Annotated in this window: 11 protein-coding genes and 1 pseudogene; 7 read left to right on the top strand and 5 right to left on the bottom strand. The window is 53.7% G+C overall.

Going from position 1 to position 16,927, the window contains the following annotated elements:
- Positions 1-264 precede the first annotated feature (264 nt).
- Positions 265-1,146: an H-NS family nucleoid-associated regulatory protein gene (locus tag ACSQ83_RS30995; RefSeq protein ID WP_436230756.1), complete on the bottom strand. Its 882-nt coding sequence runs from the start codon at positions 1,144-1,146 to the stop codon at positions 265-267.
- A gap of 494 nt (positions 1,147-1,640) precedes the next feature.
- On the opposite strand from ACSQ83_RS30995, the gene ACSQ83_RS30990 reads away from it, so the two are divergent.
- Positions 1,641-2,138 carry a sel1 repeat family protein gene (locus ACSQ83_RS30990; RefSeq protein ID WP_436230755.1) on the top strand — a complete coding sequence of 166 codons (498 nt, stop codon included), beginning with the start codon at positions 1,641-1,643 and terminating at the stop codon, positions 2,136-2,138.
- Positions 2,139-2,524: 386 nt separating this feature from the next.
- Here the strand turns inward: ACSQ83_RS30990 and ACSQ83_RS30985 are convergent, their stop codons facing one another.
- The 3 genes from ACSQ83_RS30985 to ACSQ83_RS30975 form a co-directional block, all read right to left on the bottom strand.
- The gene (locus ACSQ83_RS30985; RefSeq protein WP_436230754.1) at positions 2,525-3,850 is read right to left on the bottom strand and encodes a hypothetical protein; all 1,326 of its coding nucleotides are present in this window, start codon (positions 3,848-3,850) and stop codon (positions 2,525-2,527) included.
- 186 nt (positions 3,851-4,036) lie between these two features.
- The gene (locus tag ACSQ83_RS30980; RefSeq protein ID WP_436230753.1) at positions 4,037-4,309 is read right to left on the bottom strand and encodes a DUF1488 family protein; all 273 of its coding nucleotides are present in this window, start codon (positions 4,307-4,309) and stop codon (positions 4,037-4,039) included.
- Between the two features lie 134 nt (positions 4,310-4,443).
- Positions 4,444-4,719 carry an HU family DNA-binding protein gene (locus ACSQ83_RS30975; protein WP_436230752.1) on the bottom strand — a complete coding sequence of 92 codons (276 nt, stop codon included), beginning with the start codon at positions 4,717-4,719 and terminating at the stop codon, positions 4,444-4,446.
- Between the two features lie 3,765 nt (positions 4,720-8,484).
- On the opposite strand from ACSQ83_RS30975, the gene ACSQ83_RS30970 reads away from it, so the two are divergent.
- From ACSQ83_RS30970 to ACSQ83_RS30960, 3 genes are all read left to right on the top strand, one after another.
- Positions 8,485-9,723 carry a ParA family protein gene (locus ACSQ83_RS30970; RefSeq protein ID WP_436230751.1) on the top strand — a complete coding sequence of 413 codons (1,239 nt, stop codon included), beginning with the start codon at positions 8,485-8,487 and terminating at the stop codon, positions 9,721-9,723.
- Complete coding sequence (locus tag ACSQ83_RS30965; protein WP_436230750.1) at positions 9,720-10,712, top strand: ParB/RepB/Spo0J family partition protein; 993 nt, start codon at positions 9,720-9,722, stop codon at positions 10,710-10,712. The genes ACSQ83_RS30970 and ACSQ83_RS30965 overlap by 4 nt, the downstream gene beginning before the upstream one ends.
- A 252-nt stretch (positions 10,713-10,964) precedes the next feature.
- Complete coding sequence (locus ACSQ83_RS30960; protein ID WP_436230749.1) at positions 10,965-12,239, top strand: replication protein O; 1,275 nt, start codon at positions 10,965-10,967, stop codon at positions 12,237-12,239.
- Between the two features lie 1,035 nt (positions 12,240-13,274).
- On the opposite strand, the gene ACSQ83_RS30955 is transcribed toward ACSQ83_RS30960, so the two are convergent.
- Positions 13,275-14,048, bottom strand: a complete 774-nt coding sequence (locus ACSQ83_RS30955) for an alpha/beta fold hydrolase (RefSeq protein ID WP_436230748.1) — start codon at positions 14,046-14,048, stop codon at positions 13,275-13,277.
- A 73-nt stretch (positions 14,049-14,121) separates the two neighbouring features.
- Here ACSQ83_RS30955 and ACSQ83_RS30950 point away from each other — a divergent pair.
- The 3 genes and pseudogenes from ACSQ83_RS30950 to ACSQ83_RS30940 all read left to right on the top strand — a co-directional run.
- Positions 14,122-14,353 (top strand): annotated as a pseudogene (locus ACSQ83_RS30950) (transposase domain-containing protein); the annotation flags it as partial.
- Positions 14,354-14,527: 174 nt separating this feature from the next.
- Positions 14,528-15,655: a molecular chaperone DnaJ gene (locus tag ACSQ83_RS30945; protein WP_436230747.1), complete on the top strand. Its 1,128-nt coding sequence runs from the start codon at positions 14,528-14,530 to the stop codon at positions 15,653-15,655.
- A 414-nt stretch (positions 15,656-16,069) separates the two neighbouring features.
- On the top strand, positions 16,070-16,801 hold the full coding sequence (locus ACSQ83_RS30940) for a DUF3800 domain-containing protein (protein ID WP_436230746.1): 732 nt from the start codon (positions 16,070-16,072) through the stop codon (positions 16,799-16,801).
- Positions 16,802-16,927 lie beyond the last annotated feature (126 nt).

Genomic DNA, 16,927 nt, shown 5'->3' with positions numbered 1-16,927 from the left:
TGACTTCTAAACCCTTCCATCAACGCATCGAACATATAACTTTGCTGTCCGGGAAGAAAGAGAAAGAGAAAACACAGAGATTGAGCGTTCAGCTGCACAGGGTGTGTTCCGTCCATCTACAGATTGGTAATGCCCTCGTTCGATCTCGGAGGTGCAAGAACGGCAACCATTAACGACGCCTGGTCGACGTTGCTTTTTACGGGCAATGTTGCACTCTGCGTCGAAAGCGAGCGGCCAAGAGGCCGCTCCACTGCTCTAGCGCGATTACACTGCGGGCGCTTCAATGGCTGCTTGGTTAATGCCATTGTCGTCGGCTACCGTCGCCGCGTTCGCAGCATTGCCTGAAGCACTCACTCTCTTCGCAACTCTCTTTTTAGCAGCTGGCTCTGCTTTCTTCGCAGCAACCTTCTTGCTAGCAGCAACGGATTGTATCGGCGTTGATTTCTTCGCCTCATTTTTCGTGTCAGCTGCCTTTTTTGCGGTGATTTTCTTCGCTGCAACGTTCCGCGTCGCCTTCTTTGCCGCGTTCGCCTTCTTGGCTACAGCAGACGCTTTACGCGCCGCTTTGGTCGCGACTTCAGCAACGGGCGATGCACCCTCCTCCTCAATCAGGAATTTGGTGCGATCTCTGACGTTCGCAAGCCATGCTGGCGCGCGTCCTTTGCCACTCCATGTTGCACCTGACTTGCGGTCGCGATACTTAGCGGGCTGTGGTCCCGTTCGGTAGCCTCGGGGTTTCGCTGTACCCGTTGCATTTGCATCCTCGGCCTCTGGAGACGCAGCGGTCGCTGCCACCGCATCACCTTGGATTAAAAACCGGGTCCGGTCTTTCGCTTTAGCGATCCAAGCTGGTGCGCTTCCACGCCCGGTCCACGTGGCGCCGCTCTTTGGGTCCTGGAACTTGGGAGCGACCTTACTGCCAAGGGCATTGGATGCTTTGCGCTTTATCGCAATGCCCAAACCGCTGTCCCCTTTTGCTTCCCGCCTTACTTTCGCTTTTTCTTCGATATCTTCGGTCGTCAATCCGTGTTCCACCATCAGGCGACGGATTTGATCCAACGCGGACTGCGCTTTCTTTGCTATGAGCACATCGGCTTGCGCCTGCAACTTCTTTAGCTTTTCTTGAATGACTTCGAGTGTGGGCATAGTGGCCTCCAATAGTGAACGCTTGCACTATGCCACGACGCTTGATTTACGCAAACAAACTTGTCAATTCAAAGCATTACATCCGCGTACAGCACTACTATCGATTGCAGACTTACCGCTTCGTTTTCCAAGCTCGGATACTCGAGCAGGAAGTTGATATCGATTGTCGGTCGAGGAACATCGGCGCCCTGTGTACTATTGGAACCTCATTCTGACTGTGTTGTTCATTCCTTTATAGGCGCGAGCTGCGTTGCGCAAACTCAAGGCTCCTTCTTACGTCTATCCTGGATCGACGATGCAGACATTCGCCGTTGTCCAACGGATAAGGTAAGCAAAGAGAAGCATGCCCTGGAGCATTTGCCGCCGTGTGAGCGGACGTTTTTTGGGGATGGTCATTCAGTGAATTTGGTAAGTCGTAACAAAGACCGTAATGCACTCAAGCACCACCTAATTGAGAGTAATATATCCCGCATCTGTTACGCGAGAAAATTCATATGGCCGAATTGAGTTGGTTTAACCAAATCCATCGAGAGTGGCAAGCGCTTAAGGTTCACGATGCTGCGCTCGATATCGAACAGTTCTATCGACATGTTGTATCCGCGTACAAATCGGGCTTTGCCCCGCTCGAGTCAATCGCCACGACCGCCAACGCCCTGCTCCTATCTTCAATTTCCGGCGCTCCGTATTTGGGCCGTAAGCTCCTCATGCAGATCGGCATCGACAAGCATCCCGCGTTGCGCGTCACTTACGCCCTGTCGCTCTTCGCGGGCACGGGCGGCGACAGCGATCCGGAATTGGCCAATCGCATCCTCGTCGACGTATTGAAAGATGAAAACGCGCAAGACAAGCTAAAGGGACTATCGGCAGCGGCGCTGGGCGATAGTGCCCGGCTCGGGCGAGGCGAAGCACTTGATGTCGAGCTCGCGAAGGCAAGATACGAGATGGCATTCGGCTTTGGTCATCGTGAAGCTGCCCAGACACTTGCTCTCTAATGGGAGAATCGCTGGGGATGCACGGCGTCAGGAGACTCGGTTCCCAACCGCGCCATTGCCCAAAAGTGGTACAAGCGATGCGGCGAAAACAATCAAAAGATCTTGCAAACAGCGAGCTCCGTCGCTTCATAGTTGGTGCGTGGAGGTAACCTTGCGGCTCCGCATCGTCCGTCGCGCGATGCTGGGTTTGAATGCCATACCGCGGCCGACTATATCGTTGCTGGCCTTCGGATAGCCCTGGATGCGACGCATCAACCAATAACGGCGTCTGGTCCGGCGCAAATCTGCATCAATCTTTTTGTGCCGCCCCACACTGCATCCCGGGCCATCTGAACGAACCTCATGTCATGTTCATTGGAACAGTTGGTCCTTGACGAAAGATTCAATCAGAGCAAAATCATTTGTTGCAAGAGTTCCAACGCCTTGTGTTCGTTCAGAAGCCCAGTGCGCGCCTTCGCAGCAATTGTCTTTAGCAATGCTTCAGCGATGGGTGGAATCCCACGCAAATGAGCAAGGTCGCTCGCCACTGAAATCCAAAGCGCTTCATCGGCCAGGTCTTTCCCAATGTTCGACAGTTGGTTGTTTTGGTTGGCACCATCAACCGCATCAACAGGTTTCTTAAGGAAGTCTGCAGCGTTCGCTACAGTGGTGACATTTTCCATTGGGTTATTTGTAACGTCTTGCTCTGGGACACTGACGGTTTGCGGTTGAGGCACCGTGCTAGTTTCGTCCACAAGATGTTTCGCTACCGCCGCTTGCGGTTTATAGCTTGTTGCTGTGGGCGTCGCAGTTTTGCGTTTTCTTGAGGTCGGTGCGAGGAGCTCGTTCACGTGGTCAGGCACATCGGCCGTCTGTCGTGGCGTGTCGAGCCACCCCGCTGGTAGCTCTAGTACATCGGTGAAGCGTTTCGCCTCGACATCATCCAGACGCTTTTTACCGTGCAACCGATGCGCCATGTTTGACTGGCTTAGGTTCAACATTCGGCTTAGCAGCGCTTTCGATCCATTGCGGGCAGTCAAGATATGAAGGTTCGCCTGTCGAACTTCAGGAATAGAAGGTGTGCTCGCCAGTTCAAGCGACTGTTGCTGCGCTGCCTTCGCCGCCCTCGAAACACCCTTCGACTGATTGGCCTTCGCGCTTGCGCCGGCATCTTTCGGCGCGATCACCTTGCCCTTCTTGCTGGCCGGCGCGAGTGCAGTGCTGGTCTTTCTTGGCATATCGACATCCTTGGCTGTTACAGCTTCGCTCAAAACGGGGTGTTTTGTATGATCGGCTGACTTATGACTGGGCGAAGGGTCCACTGGGTCATCAAATACACTGTCAGTTGGCCTATTTTCCAGCGGAGAGCGCAGTCGTGCGATCACGTCTGGTGGCAACGTTGGGTTTGGATGATCGAAGAAACCATCGGGAAGACCAAGCGTCGTTTCCATGTGAAACGCTGTCTCGGGCGTAAAACGCTCACCGCTGACCAATTCTGCGATGCGGGCCAGATTCGAGTCGAGACCCAACGCTACATTTTCGGCACCAACAGCGTCGACGAGTACTTTGAACGCTCGAGTCTTGAATATAGATGCCGTCTGGGCGGGATCCTTTGACTGAACAGGTTTCCCGTAATGCTTCTTTTGCGTCTGCGATGCGCTGGTTGGCGGGTGCTGGCGCGCTGGACGTGGACCGCTGCCTCGCGAATCTTGGCGTCCAAATGTACGACTCATAAAATAAACTCCGAATGTTGCGCTCGCGATTGCGGCAAGAGCGAGAGTCCAGTAAACTGCTGCCTAGTAGCCGAGAGATGGCTACAGCAATAAACCGAATCTAAAATTTGCCGAGCCTAAGCATCACCGCTCAACGATCAAAGACTCAAACTTATAAAAATCAGGGCGGGTTGGAAATGTAAGCGCCTACGACGCAAAATCCTCTGCATCAAGGCGGACTTCGGTCGCGCCGCTGCGTAAAGCCACGCGCTGCGTGACGGCCGTTATGCGATGGCGGCCGTCAGCAAATATACGCAGCACGCGGCCTTCGCTTGCATCAGGACCCAGCCAGAAGTACTGCTCTAGCGCCGTCCTCGTGATCAGTGCCTTCACCTCGCGACCAGCGGTCACTACCGTGAACATAACGGCCCGGCCATTTTCCACGAGGGATGGTTCATGTGAGTGTTGCGCGCCATTCATTTCTTCGTCACTCGTCAGATCTAATCCGAATCAACCGAATTATAGGTGCAAGTGTATCAAGCTCCATGTAGCGTTACCCTGCCCGGGAGCATACACGGAGTGACCAGCAATGATGAACAGTCGAGTACGGAGCGTTACTGATTGACGCTGTCCTTGAACCCTTTTCCTGCAGTAAACTTTACTGTGGTAGCTGCGGCAATCTGGAGCGCTTCGCCTGTTTTCGGATTGCGCCCCGCACGGGCGGCACGCGCGCCAGTACCGAACGAACCAAAACCAACTAATTGAACCGTGTCGCCAGACACCACCGCTTGAGTGATCGCAGCCAGCACCTCATCGATGATTTCGCTGGTCAGGGCCTTGCTTGCGCCGGATTGTGCTGCGACTGCATCGACAAGTTCTTGTTTGTTCATCAGGATTTTCTCAATAATTAAGTTTCGTTGGTCAAACTTTACCATCAAGAATTAGGTCGGCACTAGAAGAGACCTCCGAGCTGATCTATTTGCATATGTTGGCACTCGCCTCGAGGTCCAGTCACCCGCTACATCGCGCGATCCCCATAGGGATGGCATCCGAATACATACAGCTAGCCGGACTACTCAAGAGATCTCCCTTGCGATCTGCGCAGACAAGAGGTAAAACTTCGTTACGGCTGCTGAGTTGCAAACGTATTGGAACGTGAATTGTTCACCATGCATCTTGCGACAGCCGAGTTGCAGACATTAGGTCTGCAGCGTTACATCGGTTGCAGTGCGCAGCGCAAAGTAGGACCGTCCTAAAACTCGGTGTCGTCTGATCCGGATGCGTATTAAGTTGATAAAAAATGGCGCGGCATCGACGACTGCGGCGGCGGGTCAGCTTCGTATCAGCTGCCGAGATCACATACGCTGGTACACGTTGCCACCAGCGAAATGGCGAGGACTGCCGACAGATACAGTGCTCCAGGTCCTCATCAACCGCTATTACCGCTACAGTAAATCGGCGCGCTCAGTTTTCGGCTTCTCATTGCGCATAGAGCATTGGCAGGCGACAAACCTTAGCGCCACATCGGCAGCCAACTCGCTTTCAACTTGTTGGCAGACCGCTTCCAGCATCAAGCCCTTAATCGATGAAGATAGGACACGCGGTTTGACTCTCGCGGTTGCTCTGTTAAACATTAGATCGCAGTCCTATTCGGCTTCTCAGGTCGGTGCACGATTGTGGTCTATTCAACGCGCGGGATCTCCACCGACGGTCGCGTCAGTCACTTTGCTGTGAGCTAAGCTCTAAAAGAGCTTGTGGCCCTACTCTGCTTTCATGCGCAAACTGACGCTTGGCCTCATGTTCCAAAAGCTTTTACGCCGTAGGCCAAATCAAATGTGTCACCAACGGAGCCTCGAAATATCGGGCCGATGCGCCGTTGAGGTGATATTTTTGCTTACGGTCCGAACGAAATAAGAGCGTCAATTCACATAAGTCCGTATTAAATTCATCACCTTGCCTCCTACACCTTGATTCCCATCCGTAGGGCCCTGACTTATGGAAAATTCTCTGTAGGGCCCGTCGCGCTCGCCCGTCCACGCGGCGGCCACCGACTCGAAGCATTCAGCTCGAAGCTTGCACGCCGCGTCATGTTTTACCGTCGTGCGCTGCTCGATCAATGGCTGTTCCTTGAGACGGATCTCAAAGTGATCGGGTTTTGCGAACGCCCAGGCTATGTGATGATCAACGGATCACGTCGTCTCGCTAACTTCTGCGTTCATTAGGTCGATCTGCGAACATTGGCTACTCATAGAATCCGAAACTGATGGATCGGTTACAGCGTTCTCCCGCGACGATGGCAAGCGCGAATTCCGTCGGGCGCACGGGAGCGACTTCAATTTCAAATGGCTAGTGCCGGGTGAATCACTGGTCTCGATTCTTTGGAAATTCGGCTGTGCAAACGCACTCGCTGCCGATTTCCTCGTTGGACTGATAGAGCCGATATTGACCCGTCTGCGGGCGTGGCTCCCGTGCGGGAAGTCGTCAATCTCATGCGCCTTCGTCGTCTGCTGCGCCTGACAGAGAACGTGCTGCACGCATCGCTGCTCGACGCGGCGGTCCCTGGTCGCTACCACCCCGCTTTCCGGTATGGCCGACAGTGCGCGGCACATGGCTACCACAGTGTGCTGTATCAACTCAACGATGAAGCTCCGAGTAGCCGCTTCCCGAACATCGGCGGCCTATCAAACGGCTTTTACTTCTTCGAAGTAAATGACGCTTTGTTGCCACTCACTGCCCTTCCGCGTCGGGTGGTCTCGTTCCCTGTTGCGCGAAAATGTGGCTTGCGACAGAGCCTCTAGCCCAAACGTGGTTAGAGACGCGGTGGGCTCATCATCCACGGGTATCGTGTGCGATTCACAGAAGGCCCTCCAGTACGAGTGACGAAAATGGTAGATACCAGGGACTGAAGATCCGCCGCCGACTAACGCGCGCCCGTTCGATTCCGACCTCGTGCACCAAGGCCGACAGCGACCTCAGCCGTCGACAGCAGGCTGACCCAAATTTTTCTGAAGATTGCTTCGATACGAGCATTGCAAGAACCAAGCGAAATCTGCCCCCGTGGTCGAACGCTTGCTGGCACTGCACGACCAGCAAATAAGTGAAGCGCCGATGCGCCGAGTGGTGGAGGCTAAAAAACAACCACGCCAATTTTTGGCCAGGGCCTGCGCGTCGCCACTGGTCCGCTTGAAATCGGACTAACAGCCGGTCTCCCCTCCGAGGATCGCGTTCACTACAGCCATGCCGCCCACCAAACGTTTCTGCTCCCGCACCCGCCTCCTGCTCAAGGCACGTCCCAAGCGGGGGGCGCGAGTGCGTTACCGCGACCGAGTTTCGGAGGTGCTGGGCGGGGCGCGGGACGGACGCGTCATGATCCGTTCGCTGCACGCCGATGGGGTCGAGCGAAGCAGTGCAATGAAGTGGACAAACTGCGGTTGCTCGACGAACAATTGTTCTAGTGTGAGCCAGCCGGTATCAAGCCGAGCTTATTGCGACTGCCTGCGGCTCTCGCAGACGGATACGATGTTCAGCGCCCTACTGGTTCACTGCGTCCTTAGACAACCTGCCGGCGGTGAACTTGTCGGTCGTCGACGCAGCAATTCGAAGAGCCGCGGCGGTTTCCGGGTGCGACCCGTTCGCACAGCACGCGCGCCTTTTGCTGAAACATCGAAACCCGATCAATTGAATTGGTCGCCCTTGATCACCGCGTTCGTCACGGTCCCTAAAATATGTCGATAGTTTCTGCTGCGGCGGATTTCGCGATGCCTACTTCGTTTGCTACTGCATCGATGAGTTCCCGTCTTTTTACCTTCGCGTTCCCCAATGTAAGCGAAAGACAGCCTGTTACCTGTCGGTGCAGGAGGATACCGCACCAAACAGACCTCTTTGGTTATGAGGCAAAGCCGATCGCGTAGGGGCACCACTCGACGTGGCCGGTTCTGCAATGTCGGCAACTGACGCCGCCTGTGTCATTGCTGCCGTCCCGCTCTCCCAGGAAATCCTGTTGGCAGCTGTAATGTGTTTCAGCCAAAAGTGCTATCCAGGGCGTAGTAATTAGTACGCTTTACATCCTATTTATTACAAACGTTTAATAACGCTCGCGTTTCGCCGTTTGCGGGTCGAAAAACAATTTTTAAAGCACGTCGAGCCGGAAGGGACTTACGGCAGCGTGAAACATTCTTGCATTTTATGCCCCCGCCCTATGCTGGATATGACTTCCAAGGTGCCGAAAATTCAACGTCGATTGTTTCACGAATAGCAGAGCTGCGGAATGATCTGGCACGCAGGCCGTTGCGCGGTATTTGAGCAAGAGCCGTTTAGCCGCCGTTCCGGTACACGATCCGCCCGCGACTCAGCAAACCTCGATATGTCCCATCGAATGGCGGCGATGGACTTCCGATGAGCCAGTCGATCTCTTGCTGGCCAACCATGCTCTGAACATTATGAGAACACTTCCCCCGTTACCTCAAGTATTTCGCGGAAAGCTAGTGGTGTCGTGCTTCTGGCAGCCTTCAATGGTTGCAAAGTTAACTTGCGAATGGTCAGTTTACTGAGTACTCTTTCGGGAATTAAACGCTCAGCGTGTTTTTTTTCGTTGAGCGTTCACTAAATCAACCAGCGAAGAACTTTCGGCTGACCAGTTTCACATGGAGTCCAGGATGACGACTGCTGCTCGAGCACGTGCAGAGAAGCCGATTGTATCGATCAATCATCAAGTAAGACATGTGCCCAAGCGCATGCCGTTGTCCGCGATAAAAGCCATCGCCGACAATGCCAGCGGCATGTTGGTCGACGTGCGCGAAAGCATGCTCGCGCCGCACCCGCGAAAAAATCCGCCTGTGTTCACGACTGCCCAAGTCGGAACTCTTTGCAGAATCGACCGTCAACGAGCCAATTATTTTCTCCGCGCTGAATCCGAACTTCCGCAAGGAACTTTGCATGGAAGCGGCCGTAGCCGCGAGTTTTCGCTAGCCGAGGCACGCGTCTGGATTGATAAGGTAGCGCCGTTCACAAAACGACCGACGGGAGTCAAAGGGAAAAAGATTGCAATTGGAAACTTTAAAGGTGGCGTGAGTAAGACTACTACCGCTATGACTCTTGCGCAGGGACTTTCGCTTTTCGGGCGTCGAGTGCTAATTATCGACCTGGATCCGCAGGCCTCTTTGTCTGCACTGAACGGAATCCTTGCAGATAGTGAAGTGTCCGACGAACAAACGGTCTTGCCTCTTATTTACGGCGACGTTAGTAATTTAGAGTACGCAGTTCAGTCGACTTACTGGGACGGTATTGACCTAATTCCAGCAAGCGCGGCCTTGTTTGGCGCCGAATTTTTCCTTCCATTTAAGCAATCCAAGGATTCTTCATTTCAGTTTTGGGATGTGCTTAATAAAGGAATGGAATCGTTGTTGGATACCTACGATGTAATCATCATCGACACACCCCCAGCTCTGTCCTACATGACTATAAATGCGTTCATGGCTGCGGACGGCTTGATTGTGCCTACGCCGCCAAGCGCGCTGGATTATGCATCTTCAACACAGTTTTGGAGCTTGCTGTCCGATCTATCCGAGAGCATGAAACAGGTTGCCCCTCACTTGGATAAAAGCTTCGATTTTATTCATGTCCTTCTTGCGAAAGTGGATCACAGCCAAGCCGCAACCCACATTGTTAGGGAATGGATAAACAAGACCTATGAAGGGCTGGTTCTGCCGGTGGAAATCCCCACCACGACCGTTACACAAAGCGCAGCGGCTGAGTTCGGCACGGTCTATGACATCTCAAGATATGAAGGAAGTTTGAAGACTTATCAGCGTGCCCGGGAGGCGTATGACCGTCTGGCTGAGCTGATTGACCAGGAGCTGGTTGCGTTGTGGCTGTCAGATGCGGAGGTCGCATGAGCATTAAGGATAGGTTGGCTGCCAAATCGGCCACGATTGGGTCAAATCCAAAAGTTCTTAAAACCTCTGATGAAGGACCGGCCCGCCCAAAGACGGCACCCGGCCAACTGATGTCATCAATTCCCTTCCTCGCGGAGAAGGAGCGTGAACTGAGCGCAATGTCTCAAGAGAACGAAAAACTGCGCGAACAATTGCGGAGCGGGGGTGTTAGCGAAGTAGCTATATCGGAACTGCACGAAGTACAGGGGCGCCGGCGCAGGCTGACAAAGGAGCAGTATTCGGAACTCCGAGAAAATCTTCGCCAAAACGCGCTCGTGCAAGCCATCACCGTTCGCGCAAGGGACACGGGCGGATATGAAATAGTTTCTGGTCATAACCGGGTCGCGATTTTCCGCGAGCTGGGAAGAGAGCGCATCCCGGCTGTCTTCTTCAAGGAACCGGATGACACAGCAACCGAAGCGAGCGCGCTATACGCCAATCTTTTTCAACCAGATCTCACCGACTACGAAAAGTATCTCGGGTTTAAAAAGTTGCTTGAACAAACCGGAAAGCAACAGAAAGAACTAGCTCGTGAGTCCGGAGCGGACGAGGGTTCGGTCTCTCGGTGGATGTCATTTGGGGACCTTCCGCCCGACGCTATCGCAATCATCGAAACAAAGCCGTCGTGTATTGGGGGGAAGGCCGCGATGGCGCTAGCTTCCCTTTCGCGAGAAGGGAAATCCGACGCGGTTGTGCAAGCGGTAAAAGCCCTCTCTGCAGGGAATATTACTCAGGAAGCGGCGGTTCGACTTGCCAAAGAAAACAAGACCACGCCAGCTAAGCCGGTTCGAGCAGCGCCAGTGACCTTTCGTCAAGGCGCAAAAGTTTATTGCAAAGTAATCGGGGCAAAGGAGACGATTCGAATCGACTTTCATTCCGAAGAGGCGCGAGTTGCAGCAGAAGAGGCAATTCACGCTGTGCTGGCGAATTTCTCAGGGTCGAAGCGATAGTCTCACGGTGAGACTTATTTAAATTCAAACACTTACGGTTTAAAACAAGAGATCGAAATGATTTAACCAGACCTAGAAAAACAGAAGCCTTCGGTTGGCGCCGAAGGCTTCTGAATATGGGCTTGCTGTTGCTCACCCTGCTGCTTCACTTCCCCGACGGTAAATCGGGTAAGGACTCACATCTCGAAGTGTAGCGGATAGCGATCGGCAGTCAAGCGTTTGCCCTCCATTTTTTCAAATGGATGCATGACTATGCTTATCGCGCAACGCTTCGTTGCTGGCGAGGGTGGTGATCGCCCTTCCCCGCTCGAAATAGATTCTCTTAACCTCGACAATGAAGCACGCGGGGACTTTGCCTGTGATCGCTCCAACTTGCCCTGGATAGTCTTCCGGGCAGCGCACCGTGCTAATCACATTGCAGCCATCCCTTCACGGTCGCGCGCCCTCCTCGCAGCACTCGCCCGCACCGTTGACGCTCAAAAGCCGTACGCCGCCATTTTTGCCCGTCGAGAGCTACTCACCGGTCGCGCATTGCAGTCCATGCGCACGTTTTATCGCAGTCTTGATGATCTCGCCGAAGTCGGCCTCATCGTGCGAGCCCCTCAGAGACGTCATGGTGAGGCCGGACTCTTCGGACGTGCCTATATCCATCTCACGGAAAAAGCAGCCGAACTGCTCGGATTCGTGGAACAAAAAATCCCACCGGCTTTGGCAGAGATATCGCAATCCGCAAGTGCAAGGCCAACGAAACCAGAGGCTAACGCCCAACATTATCCTTTGCTCATACCTCCGTCTGCCACGGTGGCAGACGGAGGTATATATAAGGATCTATTCCCTAAGAATCAAAAGAGACAACCAGGAACGCTCCCGCTGGACCTTCAACGTTTGCTGAGTTTGGGTTTTCATAAATTTTTGGTTTTTAAACTCATGCGAGAAGCAAAGCAGCACGGCAAGCTTTTGACGGACGTGGTCGAGGTAACTTGGGAACACCTGAGGGCGGCAAAACGCCCCATCAGCTATCTCCGGTCTTTGCTCCGCTCTCCGGTCGATTTTGGACACCAACTTCGCTGTCAACACGCGAAGATTCACGAACGGCGCACACAATTGAATGAGATCAAAGCTATCGACCATCTGGCAGCACATCACGCCGGAAAAATCTTTTTCGACGAAGCCATCAACCGCCGCTTTGAAATTTCTGCCGACGGCAGCGAGATCTCTATTCGCGATTACCGTGAGCCCTGCGCTCGCGTGTCCACGGCTGGTTGGAAACTGGATTTTGCTTCGGCCGTTAGAGCCGGTCGCCTCTTAAGCGCTTTGCCGTCTCACGATGCTGCGTTTGCCGAGAAATGCAAGTCTGTACCTTCGGTCGCCAGCGCCACTACTCGCGCGGGAAGCGATCCGAAGGAAGGCGCAAGGGCATTCATCGAACAGGCCCCCGTTGCAGCTATTTCTGCTCGTCTCGCGGATATGAAACGGCTCCTCCGGGCCACATGCGCTGGGGTTCGAAAAGATGTGGCCGCAATCTAATTCCATGAACTGATGGCCGAATCATAGCTTCGAGGAGTTACGCTGAAACTGCTTGCTGCGCGTGTTCGCCATTTAGGCAGTCTTCAAAATCGGGCTACCTTTGTATGCAGCCTTGGGAGATGGCAGAGAAGGCGGGGTGTGAGCAAGCACCAACACGAACACTTCGCACCTGCAGTTGACACATAATCGTAGCTTCTGGCAATAGTCGTGAAGGTCGGACGAAAGAGACGTGGCGTGCGCTTCGCTAGTTAAGGCTGCAGATCTTTAATCCCTAGGCTGGACCATTGACATGCAACCCAAAACTGTAGGTTCTTGATACTCGTAATGAAAATAATTGGTCGATATCATACGATCATGAGCCTCGCTCGGGAGGAAGTACGCAGAGGCGACGGTCCCGGCGGCCTTGTTCGAAGTCAACGCCCGACACTAAACGCATTCCCTCACGGAATGCGTACCAACGACAACAGAAAACAGACCCTGCTCTATGTGCCGTTACCGCAATCAGCAGCAAGTCATTAGCCGATTCGAATAGCTAGGGTCAAAGGCAATAAATTAGTACCACTAACGATATACGGAGCAACTCCGTCTTAAACAGGATGGAGCTCTCGGCAGGGTATGCCCCTTCAAGACGGCGGAGTTGATAGATTCACGGCGCCTTGCCCGCATTAAAGCGCGACCTGTTCAGAGAGGTCCCCAACGATGAAATGATCAGAATGAGCCGCCGTTCGAGGTCATGGTCCGGCTACCCGCCTTGGCTTCAAACGATTGTCGCCGGAGTCTCAACTCGAAGGTTGTGCCTCCAATGTTTGGTAGGACTGCTTCTTTTACGCGTTGAGCGTTTAAGGTTGATTAAATAAATTGGGCTTTGCGTCCCAACGCAAACTTATACAGCTGCCGCTTCCGGGTTTCCTGCAAAGGCAAACTGTTAGACCGGTTTGCGAAGCTATGCGAGTGCGTAGCGATAGGGGAGGGCACTCATTCACCTGGATCTGTAGTGCCTCGCGCACATATTCGCTAACTTCAAAAGAGCAACTGTTAGTCTGGTCTTTTGGTGCGGGCTCCTAAGCCTTCCTCAACGACGGCGTGTATTATTTTGGCGAAGTCGTCGGGTGCTTCGACGCACGACGTATGGCCCGTATCGAGCACCACTAGTCTCGAGCCCAGAATGCCATTGCATAGGCTTTGCGCATGGGACAAGGTGCGAGCGGGGTCACGGTTTCCATGGACCACCGCGGTGGGAATAGCTGATAGTTCGTTGAGCATGCTTGTAAGATCCGTTTGTTGCAAACTGCGCAGGCTCTGGACGGTCGCTTCAGCGGTAATGCGGCGTGGATACGTCATAAATGAGTCTACATGCTCGGCGGGACAGACTCTTCCAAGCGAGCGTTCGGCCATGGCTTTCCACAGCGGTGGACCCCATGTCTGACAGACACGCTCAATGACTGATTCGACGTCGCCATGTCCCTTTGTATTCGCTCCGCTATTGCTTAGCACAAGACCAACCACGTTGGGTTTCGTCGAACGTAAATCAATCGAAGCGGCGAGCGCCGCGATTGGCGTACCGACCGAATGCCCTATCAACACGGTTGGTCCAAGCTCCCCTAGTAGATTGGCTACACGCGCTGCAACTGAGTGAAGGTCGTGTGGGCCCGCACCCTCGAGCCAGCCCACGCCAATCGCGCGAAGTTTCACGATTCTTGTGACGGGCGCGATAGCGTTTGGCGGAATGAGGGCGCCCGGCAAGAAGACGAGGGTCGGTCGGTTTTTGGGTCCATGACTAAGATGGAACGTGGATACTGCCTGAGTCATTTATCTACGTCTGTTTTGATATTCGATCGGAGCGGCAACATTTTGACAATGCACGATCCCGCGGTTCAGCCCATTTGTAACAGCGAGAAATTCATGGCTCTTCGCTGACACAGTCGCGGGCGCGAAGGCGAGCGCCATGGTCTACAGTCTCGTGCTGACCTGCCGGGCCTGCCAGGTCGAGCCCTATTGCCTATCTACATCATGTGCTGACCGAGATGCCACAACGGGCACCGGGCGCTGACATCAGTGACCTGCTGCCGTTTAACTTTGCGAAACGCGTGCAGCTTGCTACAACCGCTGTCTGAAGAGACTACCTTCTGGGGTCCTATTCCCGTTCGACGCGATGCGGCATAGGTCGATCATCGATCGCGACGTGCGCGTGCTCGTATAGCCGCGTGCGGGACCAACGCGCGGCGACCGCGACTTCGCTAAAATGGTGGGATGCTCGCTCTCTCGCATCGACCAGCGGAAATCATCCTATGACCAGGACAAATCTCAGGGCCATCAGCATTGCTCCCGACCACAATAAGGCTCATCTCTCGAAGGGGCAAAAGGCATTCAACACGCTGATCAAGCAGATCGAAAAGCGGCGTGCCCGGCTGAGCGCCTGGGATACTGCAATGCCTGCCTTCCATCGGAAATACCTCAATGAGTTCGCGCCCCTTGAGCAAACTTCCATCGACTTGCGAACTAAGCTCGTTTATCGCCTGGACCAAACATACGATATGAAGGGGCTGACCAAATCCGAGCGGCGCACGATTGCCGACCTGATCAGCGACTTGGCGGGGAAGTTGGTCGCCGAGAGCGATGATCCGGAGCTTAAAACGATTTACAACCGGTACAGCGAATCTGACTTTGACAGTGAAGCTGCCGCCGAGTTTGATGATATGAAATTGGCGCTCGAGGCCATGCTCGGCGTTGAGTTAGGCGACGACGTTGACATGAGTTCGCCCGAGGATGTGCTGCAGCGCGCGCAGGCGCAAATGGAGCAGCTCCGAAAACAAGACGCCGTCGAAAACCAAGCTCGTGAAGAACGCCGCGCGAAACGAAAAAAGACCCCTAAACAACTCGCTGCAGAGGCACGAGAACAAGCGGAGCAGGCAGAGCTCAGCTTATCGATTCGCGAGGTCTACCGAAAACTAGCCAGCGCTCTGCATCCTGATCGAGAAACTGATCCGCAGGAACGTGAGCGGAAGACCGCTCTCATGCAAAGGGCCAATCAGGCGTATAGCAAAAACAGCCTGTTGCAATTACTTGAGTTGCAGTTGGAGCTGGAACATATCGACCAAAGCGCCATCAACAACATCGGCGAAGACCGGTTGAAACACTACAACAAGATATTGAAGGAACAGGTCGGTGAGCTCGACCATGAAATTCTGCATGTCGAGAACGGATTCAAGCATAGCTACGGAATTCCGCCCTTCATCGATGTGTCACCAAGCACTATCGTGCGCAATCTTGCAGCTGATATCTTCTCGCTGCAGGAAAGCCTCCACGCCCTCGAACATGACCTGCTCGTATTCGACGACATTAAGCAACTGAAGGACTGGCTAAAGATTGTGAAGCGGTCATTGGCCATGCCGCGTTTCGACGATATGCCGTTTTAGCGGACCGCTGATCCTCACGCTTCCTTCGAAGTGTGGAGAAAACACCGCTTACGATTCGACTAGCCGGCACCCGCATAAATGAGTCTGCACGACGTAATTTCGCCGCACATCCTGCAGAAGGGCGCAACGCCTATGACATAGACGTATTCCCTTTGTTAGCGCTTTCGCAACTAACGATCTCTCCGCAAACCCTCCACCGGACGGGGGCTAATTCAGTGCGCCAACAGTTTGTACGCGACCTGAACGAAGCTCATGCGGCAGGTAGTGATGTCCTTTCCCGAAGTAGAAAAGACCATATGGCCGATATGGACCAGATCTGCGTTTCCGTCAGTGTCTAACACGCGCATATTTGCGACTGCGAAAAACGTCGGCTCAGGTAAGGTAGCATCTTGATCAACACGCCGGGAACCAGTAGTGCACAGTGACTACCTAGTTTTTGTGGATGAGAGCGGAGACCACAGTCTCACCTCGATTGACGACGCTTATCCGTTATTCGTCCTGTGCTTTTGCATCATCAAGAAAAGTGACTACGTAAATACGCTCGTTCCGCGGATCAAAACTCTCAAAATCGAGACCTTCGGTCACGACTGCGTGGTACTCCACGAGGCGGACATTCGCAGAAAGCGTGGCGCCTTCTCAATGCTAAGCAGGGAGCCGCGAGAGGCTTTCCTGGAAACCTTGACCACAATCATCGAGGACCTTCCGATGACGGTCGTTGCCGTCGTGATCGATAAGCGCAAGCTTAATGAGAAATACAGCACCCCGTCTAACCCTTACCATCTTGGAACCCAATACGGCCTCGAACGGGTATGGGAATTTTTCAAAATGAACGGGCAGCACGAAACGAAGACCCATGTAGTTTGCGAAGCGCGCGGAGCTAAGGAAGATGACGATCTTGAATTGGCTTTCCGGCGGGTTTGCGACGGTGATAACCGGACCCGCAAGCCATATCCGTTTGAAATCGTGATTAACGACAAGAAGGCGAATACTGAGGGGTTGCAGATCTGCGATTTGATGGCCAGGCCAATCGGTCTTTCGGTGCTACGGCCCGAGCAAGGCAATAGGGCATTTGCCGTTCTTCGAGGAAAATTCTTCAGCGGAGCTAGCGGCCCGATCGAAGGAAACGGGTTGAAAATCGTGCCCTAGAAAAGCGAAAGGCCCCAGTAGTACCTGGAGCCTAGCGCCGGCCGCGTAGTCGCAACCCATTTAGTCAGTGCGTCAACAACCGCTGCTTTTATCATAGTCGACTGGGGTAGCTCACGCAAGATTTTT

This window comes from Caballeronia sp. LjRoot29 (assembly GCF_964252755.1).
In the GTDB taxonomy this organism is placed as follows: domain Bacteria; phylum Pseudomonadota; class Gammaproteobacteria; order Burkholderiales; family Burkholderiaceae; genus Caballeronia.
This window is presented reverse-complemented; position numbering and strand designations above follow the sequence as displayed.